Raw genomic sequence first — 17,647 nt, forward strand, 5'->3', positions numbered from 1 at the left:
CTTCCGCGTCGAATCGGCGGGGGGCCCGACTCACGCGCTCCAATCGGGGCGCTCGCGCTCCACGAACCGGCCGTGGCCGGGGTCACCGACGACCTCGCCGTCGGCCGCGACGACCTCGCCGCGGACGAGCGTCTTCGTCACCCGGCCCGTGACTTCCCGACCCTCGTAAATCGAGTAGTCCGCCTTCGAGGCGTTCGCGTCGGCGGAAATCGTGTACGTCTCGTCGGGGTCGAACAGGACGATATCGGCGTCGGTTCCGGGTTCGAGCGTGCCCTTGTTCGGGAGGCCGAACGTCTCGGCCGGGTTCGAACACATCACGCGGACGAGGAAGGGGTACGAGAGCCCGCGCTCGTTGACCGCCTCGTCGTGGAACACCGGGAGACTGACCTGCACGCCGTTCGCGCCGAACGGGCCCTCCCACCACGGCCGGTCGACCTTGTCGGCGCGCTTCGAGGCGACGTGGTCCGTCGAGACGACGCTCAGCACGCCGCGGCGGAGGTATTCGAACATCGCCTCCACGTCGTCTTCCTTGCGGATGGGCGGCGCGATTTTCGGCAGGTTCCCCAGTTCCGCGTAGACGGAGTCGTCGAGCGTCGTGTAGTGCGTGCAGGTCTCCGCCCTGACCCGCGACCCGTCCTCGCGGTGGCGGGCGAGCGCGTCGGCGGCCGCCCGGCACGTCGTGTGGATGCCGTAGTATTTCGCCCCGGCCTCGGTCGCGAGCGTGACCGCGTCGGACGCGGCCATCGCCTCGGCGTAGTCGGGGCGAGACTGCGGGTACGTCTCGGGGGCGTCCTCGCCAGCGGCCCGGAGTTCGGCGGTGAGCGCCCGGCAGACCGAGTCGTCTTCGCTGTGGACCACGCCGACCGCGTCGTGTTCGGCGAGGCGGTCGAACACCCGCTTGAGAAAGCCGTTCGAGACGCCGAACTCGTAGGCGGTGTACATCTTGAACGAGGTCACGCCGTCGTCGACGAGCGCCGGAATCTCCTCGAAGACCGCGTCGTCCTCCCTGAGAATCCCGCCGTGTAATCCGAAGTCGACGAGCGCCTGCTCTTGGTTGGCGCGTTTGCGTTCGAGGCCCTCCGAGAGGGTCGCCGGCTCGTCCCACGGACTGTCCGCACCCTCGTAGGCCTGCCACGCGAAGTCGATGAACGTGGTGACCCCGCCGAGCGCCGCCGCGCTGGACACGGTTCGGTAGGTGTCGATGGAGACGTGGTCGTCGACGTGGACGTGCGGGTCGACGACGCCGGGCATGACGACCTGTCCAGTCGCGTCGATTCGGTTCCGTCCAGCGGGGAGGGCGTCCTCGTCGCCGACGCCGACGATGCGACCCTCGTCGACCGCGACCGCTGCGTCGAGCGTCCGCGAGTCGGTGACGACGGTCCCGCCGGCGAGTATCGTGTCAATAATCATCACGACACACTCCTCGGTGGAGCGAATTATACGTACCGGTAGACCGCGGGTCGAACTGGGGCGAGAAAGCAGCAGACGGGGCGAACTCAGTCGTCGACCGGCGCGGAGGGCGACGACTCAGAACTCGACAGTTCGGTCAGGTCTTCCGGGTCGAGGCCGTCGGTGTGCTCGGTCGGGCCGAGGCCGACGCCGCCGCCGGGGAGCACGACGTTGAGCGCGAGCGCGGTGAAACCGCCGGTGACGAGCGCGGAGCCGAACAGCGTCTGCACCTCGGCGGGGAAGTTCTGGAGCACCTCGGGGCGGAACGCCACGCCGAGGCCGAACGCCATCGACAGCGCGAGAATCGTCGAGTTCCGGTGGTCGAGCGTGACGTTCTGCGTGATGATGCGCGCCCCCGAGGAGAAGATCATCGCGAAGAGGATGAGCGCGCCGCCGCCGAGGACGGCGTCGGGCATCACGGAGACGACCGCGCCGACCTTCGGGACGAAGCCGAGCACGACGAGGACGACCCCGCCGATGCCGACGACGTATCGGCTCGCGACGCCGGTGAAGCTCACGAGGCCGACGTTCTGCGAGAACGACGTGTTGGGAAGCGCGTTGAACAGCGCGGCGAACGCGCTCATCACGGCGTCGGCGACGAGGCCGCCGCGGAACTCCTTGCGGGTCGGGTTCCGGCCGGTCGCCGACACCGTGCCGGAGATGTCGCCGATGGTTTCGAGACCGGTGATGACGTAGAGGAACGCGACCGTGAGCACGGCGCTGGGCGGGAATTCGAGGCCGAACCTGAGCGGCGTCGGCACGGTTATCCACCCCGCGGTCGCGACGGCGGTGAAGTCGACCATCCCGAGCGCGATGGCGGCGACGTAGCCGACGACGATGCCGACGAAGACGCTGATGACGCGGAGGAAGCCGTCGAAGAACTGGTTGAGAACGACCGTGACGACCAAGACGAGCCCCGCGAGGCCGAGGTTCGCAAACGAGCCGTAGCCGGCGGCCGAGGGGCCGGCGGACGCGCCCGCGGCGTAGTTCATCCCCGTCGGGATGAGCGTCAGCCCGATGAGCATCACGACGATGCCCGTGACGAGCGGTGGGAAGTACTTCTGGAAGCGGTCGAGCGTGACGCCCATCACCAACTCGACGGGCGCGGCGAGAAGTGACGCGCCGAAAACCGCGGCGATGCCGAACTGTTGGCCGATGCCGATGAGCGGGCCGAGGAACGCGAAGCTCGTTCCCATGACGATTGGGAGTCGCGCGCCGACGGGACCGATTGGGAAGGCCTGCACGAGCGTCGCCGCGCCGGCGACGATGAGCGCCATCTGCACGAGAAACGTCGTCTGGCCCGACACCGAACCGACGGCGCCCGCGAGGATGAGCGGCGGCGCGACGTTGCCGAGGAACATCGCGAGGACGTGTTGGATTCCCAGCGGGACCGCCTCGCCCAGCGGCGGTCTGTCTTCGATATCGTACAGTACGACCGAGTCGCTCTCCGCATCGGCGGATGTGCTAGTCATCAGCTCACACGACACGAGACTGGCTTTTGAAACTACCCCTTATTCACCTAATATATCTATGAATGATGTTTTCCTTCGAGCAAGAACACACGTACAGACAGCGCTCGCTCGTCGAGCGAGACAGTCGTAGAAATCATCGAGGGAACGTATGCAATCGCGCGGCTCATCGAGGGCGCGCGCTACCGGTGCGACCGCCTGTGGCGTCCCCGCCTACGGACGGGCCGATACCGACGGTCGGGAGCGCGTTGAACGTCCGCTCGTCGACGAGGCCGCGCGTCGTCTCGGTGAGGGGCACGCGAGTACGAGGTAGTCGCTCCGCGCGGCGGCCGAAAGCACGTCGTGAAGGACCGCGATGTCGGTCACTCCGATACCTCTCGGATGACGACGTCTTGGACGCCCTCGCGGAGCGTCAGTTCCTCGATTGCCTTCAGCTCCTCCGCCGTCGCGTCGATGGTCGCGAAGTGGTTCCCGGCGAGTTCACCGGCGGGGCTCTTGAAGCACGTCGGGCCGCAGGGGACGAGAATCTCCTGTTCGTTCCGGTAGCCGGGGTAGAGAAGCAGGTCGCCCCGCGACGGGTAGACGGTGTGGTTCTCCCGCGGAATCTCGGGGAGGTCGATTTCGTCGATGTTTATCCACGTCGCGATGCCGCTCCAGCGGACGTGCATGAGCCCCGACTCCAACGGGAGGAACTCTCGAACCGCCTCGACGGAGGCGGGCGCGCGGTCTTCGTGCAGTTCTGCGGTGAACGTCCGGTCTCCGATTTCTAGCTGTAACATGGGTGTAGTGGTTCGTGTGATGGTGGTTAGTTTCGTTCGGTGTCGTCCGTCTCGGTGTCGCCCGTCGTCGCCAGTCTGGCGAGCGTCCCCGCGAGCACTTCGGTCGCGGCGGTGCAGTCGGCCCAGTCGGCCCGCTCTCTCGGTGAGTGCGAGTGGCCGTTCTCGGAGGCGACGAACACGAGCGCGGCGTCGGTCACGTCGGCGACCTGCATCGTGTCGTGACCCGCGCCCGAATGGAGCGACAGCGTCTCGATGTCGCACGCGCGGGCCGCTTCGGTCGCGACCCGCCGACAGCGCTCCGACAGCGGCGTCGGCGGAACGTCGTAGGTGCAGTCGAACGAAGTCGTCACGCCGCGGTGGGTCTCGACCGCGTCGAGCGCCCGTTCGACCGCGTCCAACTGGAGGCGTATCTCCTCGCGGTCGACCGACCGGAGGTCGAGGCGGAGCGAGGCCGCGCCGGGGACGACGTTGACGACGTTCGGTTCGACGTCGAGTTCGCCGACGGTTCCGACGGCGGTGCCGCTGCCGGTCGTCGCGATGTCCGCGGCGCGCCGCTCGACCTCCAAGACGAGTTCGCTCGCGGCGGCGAGCGCGTCGTGGCGCGCCGTCATCTCGGTCGTCCCCGAGTGGTCGGCCTGCCCCTCGATAGACACGTGACACCGCGCGGTTCCGGTGATGTCGGTGACGATACCGAGAGGGACGCCGGCGTCTCCGAGGCGCGTGTTCTGTTCGATGTGGAGTTCGACCCACGCGTCCCACGCGCTCGCGTCGAGGCGGCCCGAGCCGCGGTAGCCGACGCGGTCGAGGGCGTCTTCGAGCGTCACGTCGCCGTCCGTCAGCGCGAGCGTCTCGTCGACGCCGCGTTTCCCGGCGGCGACCGTCGACCCGAGGACGCCGTCAGCGAAGCGCGTCCCCTCCTCGCCGGTGAAGCAGACGACTTCGAGCGGGCGAGCGGGCGTCAGGTCGCTCTCGCGGATGCTTCGGACGGCCTCCACGGCGGCGTAGACCCCGAGCGGTCCGTCGAAGATGCCGCCGTTCGGAACCGAATCGAGGTGGCTCCCGGCGGCGACCGGGGCCGCATCCGGGTCGACGCCGTCCGGGGTCCACCGACCGGCGATGTTGCCGACGGCGTCGATACGGACGTCGAGACCGACCGCTTCGAGGCGGCTCACGAGGTAATCGCGGGCCCGCCCGTTCGCCGCGTCGGCGGGGAGCGCGGTTCGACCGCGCCCGTGTTCGGTGTCTACCGAGCCGAATACCGCCGTTCGCTCGATGTCTTCGCGGAGAGAGTCGCCGTCGATGTCGAACGAAACGCGACCCGCACTGCCGCGAGTCGGGGCCGTCACGGTCCCCCGTCACGGCGACCGCTGCGCCGTCGATTCCGCCGCCGGGTGGCACCGTGTCGCGGCGAGGCAGGAACGTCCGCGACCGAACCGCCGCCCGTCCCCGTCGTCCGGAGCCGGCGGTCGGCGGCTGTCGGCTTCGGTCTGAAAGGTATCATTGCGTACTTACCCCGAGAGTAACACCACTTGTTGATAAACATTTCGTGAGATGGCGATTTGGTGGCCAGAATACTCGATATTTTTCAAATTTAGTGAATACATACACAGTTCCAACCGGAGGGCCGGATTAGAATGTTCGACTATTTCAAACGCCGACGAGACAAGTGCGTCCGACAACCGCCCACACGACCAGCTCGAACCCGATTACTCATCCCGTCCGAGCGAGACATCGAGCGCGCTCGACGAAAGTGGGGTGATACCGCTCCGTTAGCCACCGCCGAGCGACGGTGGTTACCTCGGCTCGTCCAAGATGCTCGAACGCGCGACGGGGGACAGCGACACCACGGCGTGCGCTCCCGTCCTTGGGTGAACTCCTCGCGATGGATTACAAATTTACGGTTGTAATTTCCTATTCCAGACGCACGACCCCCGTGATGACAAACGGTATCGTGTCTCTCGCGAGCCGCGAGCGGTCGCCACAGCGCGCTCGACCTCCCGCGGAACGCGTTCGACTATTTCAAACGGGAGCGTCGAATCGGGAATCAGGCGGGGTCGGTGCGAGGCGGGGTGAGGCTGGGGAGACGACGAACGAAACGACCACACCGGCGACATCGAGACCGCTCCCGAAGACCGCGCTCGTGAACCGGACAATCGAGGGGATGCTGGCACAATTATGCCCCCTACCAGAATATTTAATTGCGTATAGGAGCCGATATATTCAAGAATGATTCAAGATAGCACGTCAACTACCGTAATCCGAGCGAGCGTGAACGGTGAAGACGAACAGTTCGCCGTCTCGTCCGGCGAGACGCTCATGGAGACGCTCCGCGGGGCGGGGTACTACGGCGTCAAAAACGGCTGTGACGAGGGCGTTTGCGGGGCATGCAACGTCATCCTCGGCGACGAGGGAGTCACCCGGTCGTGTCTCGTTCCGGCGGCGAGTTGCGACGGAGCGGAGGTGATGACCGTCGAGGGACTGGCCGACGACGACGGCGGCCTCCACCCCCTTCAGTCGGCGTTCCTCGAACACGGGGCCGCCCAATGTGGCTACTGCATCCCCGGCGTACTGCTCGCCTCGTACGACCTCCTCCAGCGGAACGACGAGCCGACCGAGAGCGAGGTCGCAGACGCGCTGAGCGGCAACATCTGTCGCTGTACGGGCTACGTCCAGCAGATAGAGGCGGTGCAAGCGGCGGCCGACCGCCTCTCCGGGTCGGACGCGTCGTCCGAGGGCTCCGGGTAAGATGCCTCGGTCCGACACCGGCGACCCCGAGACGGCGGCGAAGTCGACCAGCGAGGCGCGCGGAGACGACGCCCCCGTCGGCGAGAGCGTCGAGAAAGTCGACGGCTGGGGGCTCGTCACCGGCAAGGCACGCTACACCGACGACGTGCCGACCGACGACGCCCTCGCCGCGAAGGTGCTTCGGAGCCCGCACGCGCACGCTCGCGTTCGGTCTATCGACACCGAGGCCGCGGAAGCGATAGCCGGCGTGAAGGCGGTGCTCACCCACGAGGACGTTCCCGAGGACCGCTTCACGCGAACCGGTTTTCCCTACCCGGCCCCGGCCCCGTTCGACGAGCGCGTCCTGAACGAGACGGTCCGGTTCGTCGGCGAGCCGGTGGCCGCCGTCGCCGCGCGAACCGCCGAGGCCGCCGCGGCCGCGGTCGACGCCATCGAGGTCGACTACGAGCCGTACGACCACGTCCTCGACGCGCACGAGGCGATGGGGGCGGACGCGCCGACGCTCCACCCTGAGCCGTACGAGAACCCTCAAGAGAACGCGGCTCCCGAGCGGAACGTCGTCTGCGAGACCCGCCACGAGGAGGGAAACGTCGAACGCGGGTTCGAGGCGGCCGACGAGGTCGTCGAGGGGGAGTACGAGACGCAGGCCGTCCACCACCTCCCGATGGAGACGAACACGACCATCGCGTGGGTGGACGACCGAAGGCGGCTCGTCCTGCGGACGACGACGCAGGTCTCGCACATCTGCCGCGACAAAATCGCCCGCGTGTTCGGCCTGAACCGCACCGACGTTCGAGTCGTCAAGCCCCGCGTCGGCGGCGGCTTCGGCGTCAGACAGGACACGCTCCCGAACCAGTTCATCGGCGCGGCGCTCGCGCTCGAAACCGGCGAGAAGGTCCGGCTGAAAAACGACCGGAAGGAGGACCTCCACGGGGCGCAGACGCGCCACGCCCAGACCGTCCGCGTCAAGACCGGCGTCCGGGAGGACGGGACGCTCACGGCGATGCACGTCGACGTGACCTCGAACACGGGCGCGTACGGCTGTCACGCCTCCGCGGTGCTGATGAACGCCGCCCACGAACCGCTGTCTGTCTACCCCTGCGAGAACCGGCTTTTCACCGGGCGCGCGGTCTACACCAACGTCACGCCCGGCGGGGCGATGCGCGGGTACGGGGCGGTACAGGGGACGTTCGGCATCGAGAGCCACCTCGACGAGGTCGCCGCGGCCATCGGGATGGGCCCGGTCGAGTTGCGGCGGCGAAACGCGGTCGAGGAGGGCGACGAGAGCTTCGAACCGGAGTACAGCGAGAGCAAGCGAACCCTCGAATCCGTCGGCGTCAAGGAGTGTCTCGAACGCGCCTGCGAGACGCTCGGCTGGGCGGACGGCCCCGAGGAACCGGCCGACGACCGCTACCAGCGCGGCTACGGGGTCGCGCTGGCGATGGCGAAATCCGGCGTCCCGAGCAGCGAGTTCTCCCGGTGTAACATCACGCTGGAAGATGACGGGACGCTCACCGTCCGGGTCGGCGTCGGAGACACCGGACAGGGCTCTGAGACGGTGATGGGCCAGATTGCGGCGAGCGTGTTCGGACTCGGCATCGAGTCGGTCCACGTGAAGGCCGACGACACCGACGCGACCCCGTGGGACAACGGGGCGTACGCGAGCAGTACGACCTACATCAGCGGGAACGCGACCGAGAAGGCCGCTCGCGACCTCGCGGCGAAGGTTCGCGACCTCGCGGCCGAGTGGCGCGGAGTCGCCCCGGACGACGTGGAACTGGCCGACGGCGAGGTCCGGTTCCCCGACGGAGAGTCGATGGCCCTCGAACGGTTCGCGTCGGAGGCGTTTCAGGGGATTCACGGGCCGAAGCGGCGACTCACCGGAACCGGGAAGCACCACACTGCGCTCTCGCCCAAGCCGTTCGCGGCGCAGCTCGCGGCGGTCGAAGTGGACACCGAGACCGGCGAGTTCGAAGTGCGCCGACTCGTGAACGCCGTCGACTGCGGACGGGCGATTAATCCCGCGGGCGCTCGCGGCCAAGTCATCGGCGGCGCGGTCATGGGACTCGGACAGACGGTCTCCGAGGACCTCCCGCTGGACGACCGGGGCGCGCCGGAGTTCCGCGGGCTCCGCGACTACGAGGTGATGCACGCGCCGGAACTCCCCGACATCGACACGGAGTTGGTCGAAACCGACGAGCCGACGGGGCCGTTCGGCGCGAAGAGCGTCGGCGAAGTGTCGATACTCGGCCCGCCCGCCGCGATTGCGAACGCGATACACGACGCCGTCGGCGTCCGGGCGACCGAACTCCCGATTACGCCCGAGACGGTGTGGACCGCGCTCCAGGAGGGCCGGGACCGATGACGGCGTTCGAGTCGGTCGAGTACGTCGAACCCGAGACCGTGTCGGAGGCGGTCGAGCGACTCGCAGACGCCGACGAGGCGCGCGTCATCGCCGGCGGATACAGTCTCGTACCCCTGCTGAAAGACGGCATCGAGACCCCCGACCGGCTGATAGACGTGAGCGGCCTCAACGAGCTGCGCGGAATCACGGAGCGGGGCGACGGAGTCGCTATCGGCGCGCTCGTGACCCACGACGAGATTGCAACCGACGCGACCGTCGCGGAGCGCGCGCGGGCGCTGGCCGACGCGACCGATTCGGTCGGCGACTTTCAGGCGAGAAACCGCGGGACGATTGCGGGGAATCTCGTGTTCGCCGACCCGAAGTACGACGCGCCGGCGGCGTTTCTCGCGCTCGGTGGTCGAGTCGTCACTCGCGGGCCGGCCGGCGGGCGAGCGATAGCGGCCGACGACTGGTTCCGCGGCCCCGGAACGACCGCGCTCGACGCGGACGAACTCGTCACTAGAATCGAGGTGCCGGACGCCGAACGGAGCGGCTACGTCCGAACCTCGGAGTACTCGGGGTACGCCGTCGTCGGTGTCGCGGCCGCGTTCGAGACGGACGACGGGGTCGTACGCTCGGCCCGAGTCGCGGTGAACGGGGCCAAGCCGTATCCGGTTCGGCTCCCGAACGTCGAACGCGCGCTCGTCGACGAGGCCGTCGGCAGGGTCGTCGACGGCGACGGTGCGACCGAGGCCGCGACCGCCGCACTCGACGACGTCGAGACGGCGTCGCTACTGGCGAACGACGCGGCGACCGAGGAGTACCGGCGACAGCTCGTCCGGACGTACTGCCGACAGGCAATCGAGCGGGCCGCTTCGGAGCCGTGAACCGCCGGCCGAGCGGGGCGTGTGGGCGTGTTCGTCCGACCGTCCCGTGCGGCGGGGCCACCGAACCGACCGATAAATCAATACTGCTGACGGGAGTACGGGAAGGCGACTGAACGATGCGAACGACAGACGACCCGTGGAGCGCGACCGCAGACAGCGTCCGGCAGTCGATGCGCGAGCAGCGAGGCTCGGGGTCGGAGGCGGTCGTCGCGACCGTCGTGAACGTCGAGGAGTCGGGCTACCGCCGACCGGGGGCGCGGATGGTCGTCGTGCCCGACGGCGAGCGACTCGGCGCGGTCACCGCCGGCTGTATAACCGAGTCGGTGACAGAGACCGCGCGGCGGGTGAGCGCGAGCGGGACGCCGCGACTGGAGACGTTCGATCTCCGGGGAGGCGACGGCGACGCGTGGGGGCTCGGACTCGGCTGCAACGGCGTCATCGACGTGCTCGTCGAGCCGGTCGACGCGAGTTTCGACCCCGCGTTGAGCGAACTCCGCGAGAAACGCGCGGCGACGGTGCTCACCGCCGTCGAGACCGACGACCCGGCAATCGGCGTCGGCGACCGGACGGTGATAACGCGGGGACGGGGCGAACGGCTCTCGAAGGGCCGTCCCGGCCTTCCCGAGGCGGTCGTCGCCGAGGCAGAATCGCGGCTCGACGGGGCGGCGTCAGGCGCGGCGGCGACGCTCGACGTGCGGACGAGCGACGGCGACGTGCGGGTGTTCGCAAACGACCTCGCGCCGACGCCGGAGCTGCTCGTCTTCGGCGGCCACGGAGACGTCAACCCCGTCGCGTCGCTCGGCGCGCAGGCCGGCTTCCGCGTCCGCGTCGCGGCCGCGAGAGGGGCGCACGCCGGCGAGAGTCGGTTCCCGGCGGCCAGCGAAGTGACCGCGGTACACCCCGCCGAACTCGCGGCCCTCGTCGACGCGCCCGACCACACCTACGTCGTGCTCATGTCGCACAACTTCGTCGACGACCGACTCGCGCTGGAGTCGATACTCGGGACCGAGGTTCCGTACGTCGGCGTGATGGGCCCGCGGCGGCGGTTCGACCAGCTCCGCGAGGCGATGGACCGAGAGCTTGACGCGACCGACCGCGAGCGAATCGCGGCCCCGTGCGGGCTCGACATCGGCGGCGACGGGCCGTCGACCGTCGGGCTGAGCGTCGTCAGCGAACTGCTCGCGGTTCACAACGGCCGCAGCGGGGCACGGCTGACCGACCGCGCGGGCCCGATTCACGGGCGGCCCGAGCTCGGATGACCCGGGTGGGCATCCTGCTCGCCGCGGGGGCGGGAACCCGGTTCGAACGCGGGAACAAGCTCTGTCAGCCGCTCGACGGCGAGCCAATCGTCCGCCGGGCGGCCCGGCGGCTGGTCGAGTCACCGGTCGATGAAACCGTGGTCGTCCTCGGACACGACGCCGAACGGGTCCGGCGGGCGTTAGAACCGCTCGAAAGTCGGCTGACGGTCGTCCGTAACGAGCGATACGACGCTGGACAGAGCGCGTCGGTTCGGCGCGGGGCGGAGGAGGTGCTGTCGCGCGACGGGTCGGTCGGCGTGTTCGCGCTCGGCGACATGCCCGCCGTCGGGAGCGCGACCTACGACGAACTCCTCGCGGCGATTGACCGCGACGACCGACACGTCGTCGTCCCGGTGTACGACGGGCGGCGCGGAAACCCCGTCGCGTTCGACGCGGCAGCGCTCGACCGGTTCGGGAGGCTCACGGGAGACGCGGGTGCGCGCGCCCTGTTCGAAGCGATGCCAGTCGCTCGAGTCGCCGTGGACGACCCCGGAATCCACGCGGATATCGACACGGTGGCCGACCTCGAAGCGCACCGCTGACGCCGGTCGTCGAGGCGTCTCCCGACCGCCGCGAGTTCGGCATCGTGGAGGGCTGACCGGGCACGCGGGACCGCCGGAGCGACGCGGGAGCCACACCACCGCCCTCGGAATGCAGTAGACAATTATATTCATTATATCCGTGGGGTGAGAGAGAGGAGATACTAACAACATTACGACGGTACTACTGTAACGAGTCGCGGGCGCGGCTCGGCGTGACCGAACGACGGGCGACACGAGTGAAGGCGGCATGAGCGGTGAAAAGAGGGGTGACGGCGCGAGTCAGGGCACGGCCAGTGCCACGGTCGCGGCGTCGAACGCCGGGTCAGTCCATCTCGCGGTTGTACGACTGCAACAGCGCGGAGGGGACCGCGAGTCGGACGCTCTCGGTCCGGATGACCGCGTACGAGAGGACGGCAATCGTCGTCAGGTAGGGGTACGTCGACATAATCTGCGGGTTCGTGAGCGTGTTGACGAGCGGGTTGAGGACGCCGGCAAGGGGGGCGTTCGGGTCGAGGGCCAGCGAGAGCGACTGCGACCGGAGTTGAAGCGCGTCGAGCAGGCCGAAGAGGTACGCGCCGACGAGCATCCTGCTGGGCCGCCACTGGGCGAAGACGACGAGTGCGACCGCAATCCAGCCGCGGCCCACGGTCATGCCGGGAACCCACAGTTGGGAGAACGCCAGCGAGAGGTGCGCGCCGGCGGCCCCGGCGAAGCCGCCGCCGATGATGACCGCGAGATAGCGAAGTTTGAACACCGGCACACCCATCGTGTCGGCCATCTCGGGGTCTTCGCCGACAGCGATGATTTCGAGACCGAGGTTCGACCGATACAGGAAAAACCAGACGACCGGCACCGCGAGGAGCGCGAGGTAGTCGGTTGCGGTACTGCGGAAGAACGCCTCACCGACGAGTGGAAGGTGGACGAGGTAGCGGCCGACTATCGGGAAAGTCATCTGGGGGAAGCCGGTGATGGACTCTTGGACCCACCCGGACCCGAAGAACGTCGTCAGGCCGGTCCCCAACAGCGTCAGCATGACGCCGCTTATGACCTGGTTCGACTTCAGGGAGATACAGAGGAACGCGTGGACGGCCGCGAGCGCCATCCCGCAGGCGATGCCGGCACCGAAGCCGAGCCAGTAGTTCCCCGTAACGGCGGTGACGACGAACCCGCCGAGCGCGCCGACGAGCATCATCCCCTCGACGCCGAGGTTGAGGACGCCCGCGCGCTCGCTGATGAGCTCTCCGAGCCCGGCCAACAACAGCACCGTCGCGGCCTGCACCGTCGCGTTCAGGAGGCCGGCGGCGAAGCTCACCACCGCGCATCACCGCCTGTGGCGTCGGCCGGCGCGTCGTTCCCCCGCCGGTCGAACGCGATGCCGACTCGGTAGCGCTTGAAGAACTCCGAGGTGATGAGAAAGAGGATGACGAGCGCCTGAATGATTTCGACCAACGCCGCGGGGACGCCGAAGGCGACCTCGACGCTCGACCCGCCGACGAACAGGACGGCGAAAAACAGCCCGGCGAGCATGACCTTGACCGCGCTGTTGCGGCCCAGGAGGGCGATGGGAATCGCGGTGAACCCGTAGCCGGGGGCGAAGGCGGCGCGGAACCGCCCCTGCGAGCCGGCGATTTCAGCGATGCCACCGAGCGCCGCGAACGCGCCGCCGAGGAGGAAGACGAACAGGTACACCGTGTACCGGCTCATCCCCGCCTGCCGGGCGGCCTCGTCGTTCGAGCCGACGAACGTGACCTCGAAGCCGAGGCGCGTCTTGGTCATGACGACGTACGTGGCGACGACCGCGGCGACGGCGACCAACAGGCCGGCGTGAACGTCCGCGAAGAGCGGTATCGACTCGCCGCCGGGCACGAGTCCGGCGAGCGGCGGGAGGGTCTCGGCGTCCGAAAAGCGAGCCGACTGCGGGAAGTTCCCGGTGCCGCCCTGTATGGGCCCGCGGAGCAGGTAGCTCTGGAGTTCCTGTGCGACGAACGTCAACAGAAGCGAGGTGATAATCTCGTTGACGTCCCACTTCGCGCGGAGCCACGCGGGGATGCCCGCCCAGAACGCGCCGGCGACGCAGGCGGCGAGAAACATCAGCGGGAGCAACGCCACGGCGGGAAGCGAGACGTTTACGGCGACCCACGTGCCGGCGAGCGCGCCGAGGAGGAGCTGTCCCTCGGCACCGATGTTGAACAGCCCCGCCTTCAGCGGGAGATACACCGCGAGGCCCGCCAGAATCAGGGGGACCGCCCTGACGAGGACCTCCGTGAGGCCGAACTGGCTGGTGAGCGTCTCGACGAACATCACGCCGTAGGCGTCCACCGGGTCGACGTTCAGCGCGACGAGCGCGACGCCGCCGACGGCTAAGGCCGCGAGGACCGTCAGTACCGGCGTCCCGTAGGCTAGCCACGCGGGGACGGTTCGCCGGGGGTCGAGTTGCAGTTCGACGTTCATGAGCTCCCACCGAGTCCTCGGACTTGAGCGCCCGCGGTCGCGGTGGCGTCCCCGCCGCCGGTCATTTCGAGCCCGATTCGCTCGCGGTCGGCGTCCTCGGGCGTCGTCTCGTAGACGACCTCGCCCTCGTAGACGACGAGGATGCGGTCGCTCAGGTCGATAATCTCGTCGAGGTCCTCCGAGAGCAGCACCACGCCGGTCCCCTCGGTCCGCTGGTCGAGAATCGCCTCGCGGATGGACTCTATCGCGCCGACGTCGACGCCGCGGGTGGGCTGGTTCGCGACGAGGAGGTCGGGGTCACGGGAGATTTCTCGGGCGAGAATGAGCTTCTGTAAGTTACCGCCCGAGAGGTCGCCGGCCGTCGCGTCGGTCACGTCGTGGACGCCGCGAACGTCGAACGCCTCGACGAGCGCCTCGGCGTGCGCCCGGAGTTCGCCGTAGTCCAGCGTCACCCCGCTCCCGAAGCGGTCCTCGCGGAAATCCTTCATCGCCGCGTTGTGCATCACAGAGAGGTCCCCCGCGGAGCCGTAGCGGTTTCTATCTTCAGGGACGAACGAGACGCCGTTGTCGATAAACGTCCGGGGCGAGGCGTTCGTGAGGTCCGTCCCGTCGACAGTCAGTTTGCCCGCGGAGACAGTGCGGAGTCCGGCGATGACTTCCGCGAGTTCCTTCTGCCCGTTACCGCTGACGCCGGCGATGCCGACGACCTCACCGCGGCGAACCGTGAGGTCGACGTTCGACAGCGCCTCGATGCCGCGGTCGTCCGTGGCGGAGACGTTCCGCGCCCGGAGGACTGGCTCGCCGGGGGCGACGCGTTCTCTGTCGACCGTGAACAGCACTTCGCGGCCGACCATCATCTCCGCGAGGTCGGCCCGAGAAACGTCTGACGTGGAGACGGTGCCGACGTTCTCGCCGTCGCGGAGGACGGTCACGCGGTCGACGACCGCTTCGACCTCCTCGAGCTTGTGCGTGATGAAGATAATCGACACGCCCTCGTCGGTGAGGCGTTCGAGCGAGTCAAAAAGGCGGTCGGCCTCGGTCGGCGTCAACACGGCCGTCGGCTCGTCGAGGATGAGCAGGTCGACATCGCGGTACAGCGCCTTGAGAATCTCGACGCGCTGTTGCTGGCCGACGCCCAGCTCCCAGACTTTCGCGCTCACGTCGATGTCGAAGCCGTACCGGTCGGCCAGCTCTTGGATGCGCCGCTCCGGAACGTCGAGGCCGAGCGAAAACCGCCCGGCGAGCGACTGGACGAGCGAATTGGAGCGGACGGCGTCCGGGAGCCATCCGCCCGCGTCCGCGTCCGGGCGAAACAGCGTCGCCGGCTCGCGCTCGCCGAGGACGACGTTCTCCGCGACGGTTAGACGGGGAATCAACATGAAGTGCTGGTGGACCATCCCGATTCCCGCGTCGATAGCGTCCTGCGGGGAGTCCAGCCGAAGCCGCGTTCCGGAGAGGGAGATTTCGCCGTCGTCCTGCGAGTAGAGACCGTACAGAATCTTCATGAGCGTGCTCTTTCCAGCGCCGTTCTCGCCGAGCAACCCGTGGATTTCACCGCGCTCGACGGTGAGGTCAATGTGGTCGTTGGCCACGACGCCCGGAAACGCTTTCACGATGTTCTCCATCCGGAGAAATGGTTCCCTTGTCATGTGGTATATTCACAGGAGTGTATTGAATCCACCAAGATAACTGTTCTCATGACCGGAATATTTGTTTTGACGTGCCCATCTGTTCGGGGGTGTTCGGATGACGTGGGGAAATTCATAAATCCCGCCTCCGACAAGAGCGCCTATCGATGTGGACACCGACCGCCTCTCGGATAGCCGAATCGAACGGAGCGCAACGATGAGCGACGAACCGGTTGACCTCCTCGTCAGCGGGAACCTCGTCAACGTCAACACGGGGACCGTCTCGGAGTCGTTCGTCGCCGTGGACGACGGGCGAATCGTCGCGCTCGAAGAGCGACCGGCGGCCCGCGAACTCGACGCGGAGTACATCGCGCCCGGTCTCATCGACGCGCACATGCACGTCGAGTCGTCGATGGTGACGCTCCCGCAGTACGCCGACGCGGTGGTGCCGCGGGGCGTCACGAGCGTGGTTCACGACCCGCACGAGATTGCGAACGTGAGCGGCGTCGCCGGCGTCGAAGCGATGATGGCCGACGCGACACGGACGCCGCTGAAAGTCCGCTTTACCGTTCCGTCGTCGGTCCCGGCGACGACGTTACAGGACGGGGGCGCGACGCTCGATGTCGAGGCCGTCGACGCCCTGCTCGGGGAAGACGAGGTCGTCGCGCTGGGCGAAGTGATGAACATTCCCGGCGTCGTCGCCGGCGACGACTCCGTCCACGAGAAGATTCGGGCCGCGAGGGACCGCGGGCTGACGGTCGACGGACACGCGCCTCGGGTACGCGGAAGCGACCTCCAGACGGTCGCCCGATACCTCGACAACGACCACGAGAGCATCGGTCTCGCGGAAGCCCGAGAGAAAGTCGAGGCGGGACTCCGCGTCTACCTCAGGGAGGGTTCCGCGAGCAAGAACCTCGCGGACGTGGTCGGTCTCGTCGACGAGGTGGACAGTCGGCGGCTCTCGCTGTGTACCGACGACAGAGACGTCGTCGACCTCGTCGAGCGGGGCGGCGTCGACTTCGCGGTTCGAAAGGCCATCCGGTTGGGCGTCGACCCGGTGGAGGCGGTGCAGATGGCGACCGTCAACACCGCCGAGAGCTACGGGCTCCCCTTCGGGCGGATTCGGCCGGGGGCACCGGCTGACCTCGTCTTGCTCTCGGACCTGCGAACGTGGGAGGTGGACCACGTCGTCGTCGACGGCGCGGTCGACCCGACGAAGGGTGGTGGCGCGCCGCCGGCGTCGGCCATAGCGACCGACACCGTGAGGTTCGAACCGGTGTCGGCGGCGGACCTCGCGGTGCGACACGCGGGGGACTACCCCGTGCGAGTCAGAGTCATCGACGCGGTCGGCGGACTCCAGACGGGACGGGCGGAAGCAGACGTTCCCGTCGCGTCGGTCAACGAGGAACGGGTCCTCACCGCGAACGCGGACGACGACGTGCTTCCACTCGCCGTCATCGAACGGCACGGGGAAGCGGGCGGCATCGGCCGCGGATTCGTCCGCGGGCTCGGGCTGGAGCGGGGCGCTGTGGGATCGACGGTGGCCCACGACGCGCACAACTGCATCGTCGCCGGCGTCGACCACGACTCGATGGCGACCGTGGCGAACCACCTCCGGGATGTCGGCGGCGGCGTCGCGGCGTACGACCCGGAGGACGACGCCCTGTCGTCGCTGGCGCTTCCGATGGGAGGGTTGATGTCGGACGAATCGCTGGGGACCGTAAAGGAGACGTTCGAATCAGTCGAGGCGACCGCCGACGACCTCGGACTCGACCGCGACGGTGGCCTGATGGCGCTGTCGTTTCTCGCCCTCGAAGTGATTCCGACGTACCGACTCACCAACAACGGGCTGGTCGACGTGGAGTCGTTCGAGTACGTGCCGACAGTTATCGACTGACAGCAGAACGACCGTCGCGGCGCGTGGAGTCGATATTCGTCCACAGAAACATCGTATTCAGAGACATTCGATTGCAAAACGGGGAGGAACTGACTTGTATGACAATTATATATAGAAGATTATGAAAATATTTAAGTATAAATTACAATGACAAGTAA

At 67.9% G+C, this 17,647-nt stretch carries 13 protein-coding genes; 6 read left to right on the plus strand and 7 right to left on the minus strand.

What is annotated here, in order from left to right:
* Nucleotides 1-30: 30 nt before the first annotated feature.
* The 4 genes from DEQ67_RS18325 to DEQ67_RS18340 all read right to left on the minus strand — a co-directional run bounded on the left by DEQ67_RS18325 (nt 31) and on the right by DEQ67_RS18340 (nt 5,043).
* Nucleotides 31-1,410 (minus strand): dihydroorotase, encoded by a 1,380-nt coding sequence (locus DEQ67_RS18325; RefSeq protein ID WP_115891532.1) that lies wholly within the window; start codon nt 1,408-1,410, stop codon nt 31-33.
* Nucleotides 1,411-1,496: 86 nt separating this feature from the next.
* A complete protein-coding gene (locus DEQ67_RS18330) occupies nt 1,497-2,921 on the minus strand; it encodes a uracil-xanthine permease family protein (protein WP_115803651.1) in 1,425 nt (474 codons plus the stop codon).
* 359 nt (nt 2,922-3,280) lie between these two features.
* Nucleotides 3,281-3,697: a DUF3830 family protein gene (locus DEQ67_RS18335; protein WP_115803650.1), complete on the minus strand. Its 417-nt coding sequence runs from the start codon at nt 3,695-3,697 to the stop codon at nt 3,281-3,283.
* Nucleotides 3,698-3,723: 26 nt separating this feature from the next.
* Entirely contained in the window at nt 3,724-5,043 is a 1,320-nt protein-coding gene (locus DEQ67_RS18340; RefSeq protein ID WP_115803649.1) for a Zn-dependent hydrolase, read from the minus strand.
* A 922-nt stretch (nt 5,044-5,965) separates the two neighbouring features.
* Between DEQ67_RS18340 and DEQ67_RS18345 the strand changes: the two genes are divergently transcribed.
* The 5 genes from DEQ67_RS18345 (at nt 5,966) to DEQ67_RS18365 (ending at nt 11,513) form a co-directional block, all read left to right on the plus strand.
* Nucleotides 5,966-6,442 carry a (2Fe-2S)-binding protein gene (locus DEQ67_RS18345; RefSeq protein WP_115803648.1) on the plus strand — a complete coding sequence of 159 codons (477 nt, stop codon included), beginning with the start codon at nt 5,966-5,968 and terminating at the stop codon, nt 6,440-6,442.
* Between the two features lies 1 nt (nt 6,443).
* Entirely contained in the window at nt 6,444-8,807 is a 2,364-nt protein-coding gene (locus DEQ67_RS18350) for a xanthine dehydrogenase family protein molybdopterin-binding subunit (RefSeq protein ID WP_115803647.1), read from the plus strand.
* Entirely contained in the window at nt 8,804-9,673 is an 870-nt protein-coding gene (locus DEQ67_RS18355) for an FAD binding domain-containing protein (RefSeq protein WP_115891531.1), read from the plus strand. The genes DEQ67_RS18350 and DEQ67_RS18355 overlap by 4 nt, the downstream gene beginning before the upstream one ends.
* A gap of 116 nt (nt 9,674-9,789) precedes the next feature.
* The gene (locus DEQ67_RS18360) at nt 9,790-10,932 is read left to right on the plus strand and encodes an XdhC family protein (protein ID WP_115861377.1); all 1,143 of its coding nucleotides are present in this window, start codon (nt 9,790-9,792) and stop codon (nt 10,930-10,932) included.
* Entirely contained in the window at nt 10,929-11,513 is a 585-nt protein-coding gene (locus tag DEQ67_RS18365; RefSeq protein ID WP_115891530.1) for a nucleotidyltransferase family protein, read from the plus strand. The genes DEQ67_RS18360 and DEQ67_RS18365 overlap by 4 nt, the downstream gene beginning before the upstream one ends.
* A 322-nt stretch (nt 11,514-11,835) precedes the next feature.
* Here DEQ67_RS18365 and DEQ67_RS18370 read toward each other — a convergent pair whose 3' ends face one another.
* Genes DEQ67_RS18370 through DEQ67_RS18380 form a run of 3 tightly spaced genes read right to left on the minus strand, consistent with a single transcriptional unit; the run spans nt 11,836 to nt 15,589 of the window.
* The gene (locus tag DEQ67_RS18370) at nt 11,836-12,828 is read right to left on the minus strand and encodes an ABC transporter permease (protein ID WP_008607967.1); all 993 of its coding nucleotides are present in this window, start codon (nt 12,826-12,828) and stop codon (nt 11,836-11,838) included.
* The gene (gene tsgB13, locus DEQ67_RS18375) at nt 12,822-13,964 is read right to left on the minus strand and encodes a glucose ABC transporter permease TsgB13 (protein ID WP_115891529.1); all 1,143 of its coding nucleotides are present in this window, start codon (nt 13,962-13,964) and stop codon (nt 12,822-12,824) included. The genes DEQ67_RS18370 and tsgB13 overlap by 7 nt, the downstream gene beginning before the upstream one ends.
* Complete coding sequence (locus DEQ67_RS18380) at nt 13,961-15,589, minus strand: ABC transporter ATP-binding protein (RefSeq protein ID WP_115803643.1); 1,629 nt, start codon at nt 15,587-15,589, stop codon at nt 13,961-13,963. The genes tsgB13 and DEQ67_RS18380 overlap by 4 nt, the downstream gene beginning before the upstream one ends.
* A 220-nt stretch (nt 15,590-15,809) precedes the next feature.
* On the opposite strand from DEQ67_RS18380, the gene ade reads away from it, so the two are divergent.
* A complete protein-coding gene (gene ade, locus DEQ67_RS18385) occupies nt 15,810-17,489 on the plus strand; it encodes an adenine deaminase (protein WP_233509318.1) in 1,680 nt (559 codons plus the stop codon).
* Nucleotides 17,490-17,647 lie beyond the last annotated feature (158 nt).

Source organism: Haloferax sp. Atlit-48N, assembly GCF_003383015.2.
GTDB lineage: Archaea > Halobacteriota > Halobacteria > Halobacteriales > Haloferacaceae > Haloferax > Haloferax volcanii.

What these genes read in the sequence shown, in the direction of transcription:
- DEQ67_RS18325 (WP_115891532.1), bottom strand. Translation starts at nt 1,410, where the DNA reads ATGATTATTGACACGATACTCGCCGGCGGGACCGTCGTCACCGACTCG.
- DEQ67_RS18330 (WP_115803651.1), bottom strand. Translation starts at nt 2,921, where the DNA reads ATGACTAGCACATCCGCCGATGCGGAGAGCGACTCGGTCGTACTGTAC.
- DEQ67_RS18335 (WP_115803650.1), bottom strand. Translation starts at nt 3,697, where the DNA reads ATGTTACAGCTAGAAATCGGAGACCGGACGTTCACCGCAGAACTGCAC.
- DEQ67_RS18350 (WP_115803647.1), top strand. Translation starts at nt 6,444, where the DNA reads ATGCCTCGGTCCGACACCGGCGACCCCGAGACGGCGGCGAAGTCGACC.
- DEQ67_RS18355 (WP_115891531.1), top strand. Translation starts at nt 8,804, where the DNA reads ATGACGGCGTTCGAGTCGGTCGAGTACGTCGAACCCGAGACCGTGTCG.
- DEQ67_RS18360 (WP_115861377.1), top strand. Translation starts at nt 9,790, where the DNA reads ATGCGAACGACAGACGACCCGTGGAGCGCGACCGCAGACAGCGTCCGG.
- DEQ67_RS18365 (WP_115891530.1), top strand. Translation starts at nt 10,929, where the DNA reads ATGACCCGGGTGGGCATCCTGCTCGCCGCGGGGGCGGGAACCCGGTTC.
- tsgB13 (WP_115891529.1), bottom strand. Translation starts at nt 13,964, where the DNA reads ATGAACGTCGAACTGCAACTCGACCCCCGGCGAACCGTCCCCGCGTGG.
- DEQ67_RS18380 (WP_115803643.1), bottom strand. Translation starts at nt 15,589, where the DNA reads ATGGAGAACATCGTGAAAGCGTTTCCGGGCGTCGTGGCCAACGACCAC.
- ade (WP_233509318.1), top strand. Translation starts at nt 15,810, where the DNA reads ATGAGCGACGAACCGGTTGACCTCCTCGTCAGCGGGAACCTCGTCAAC.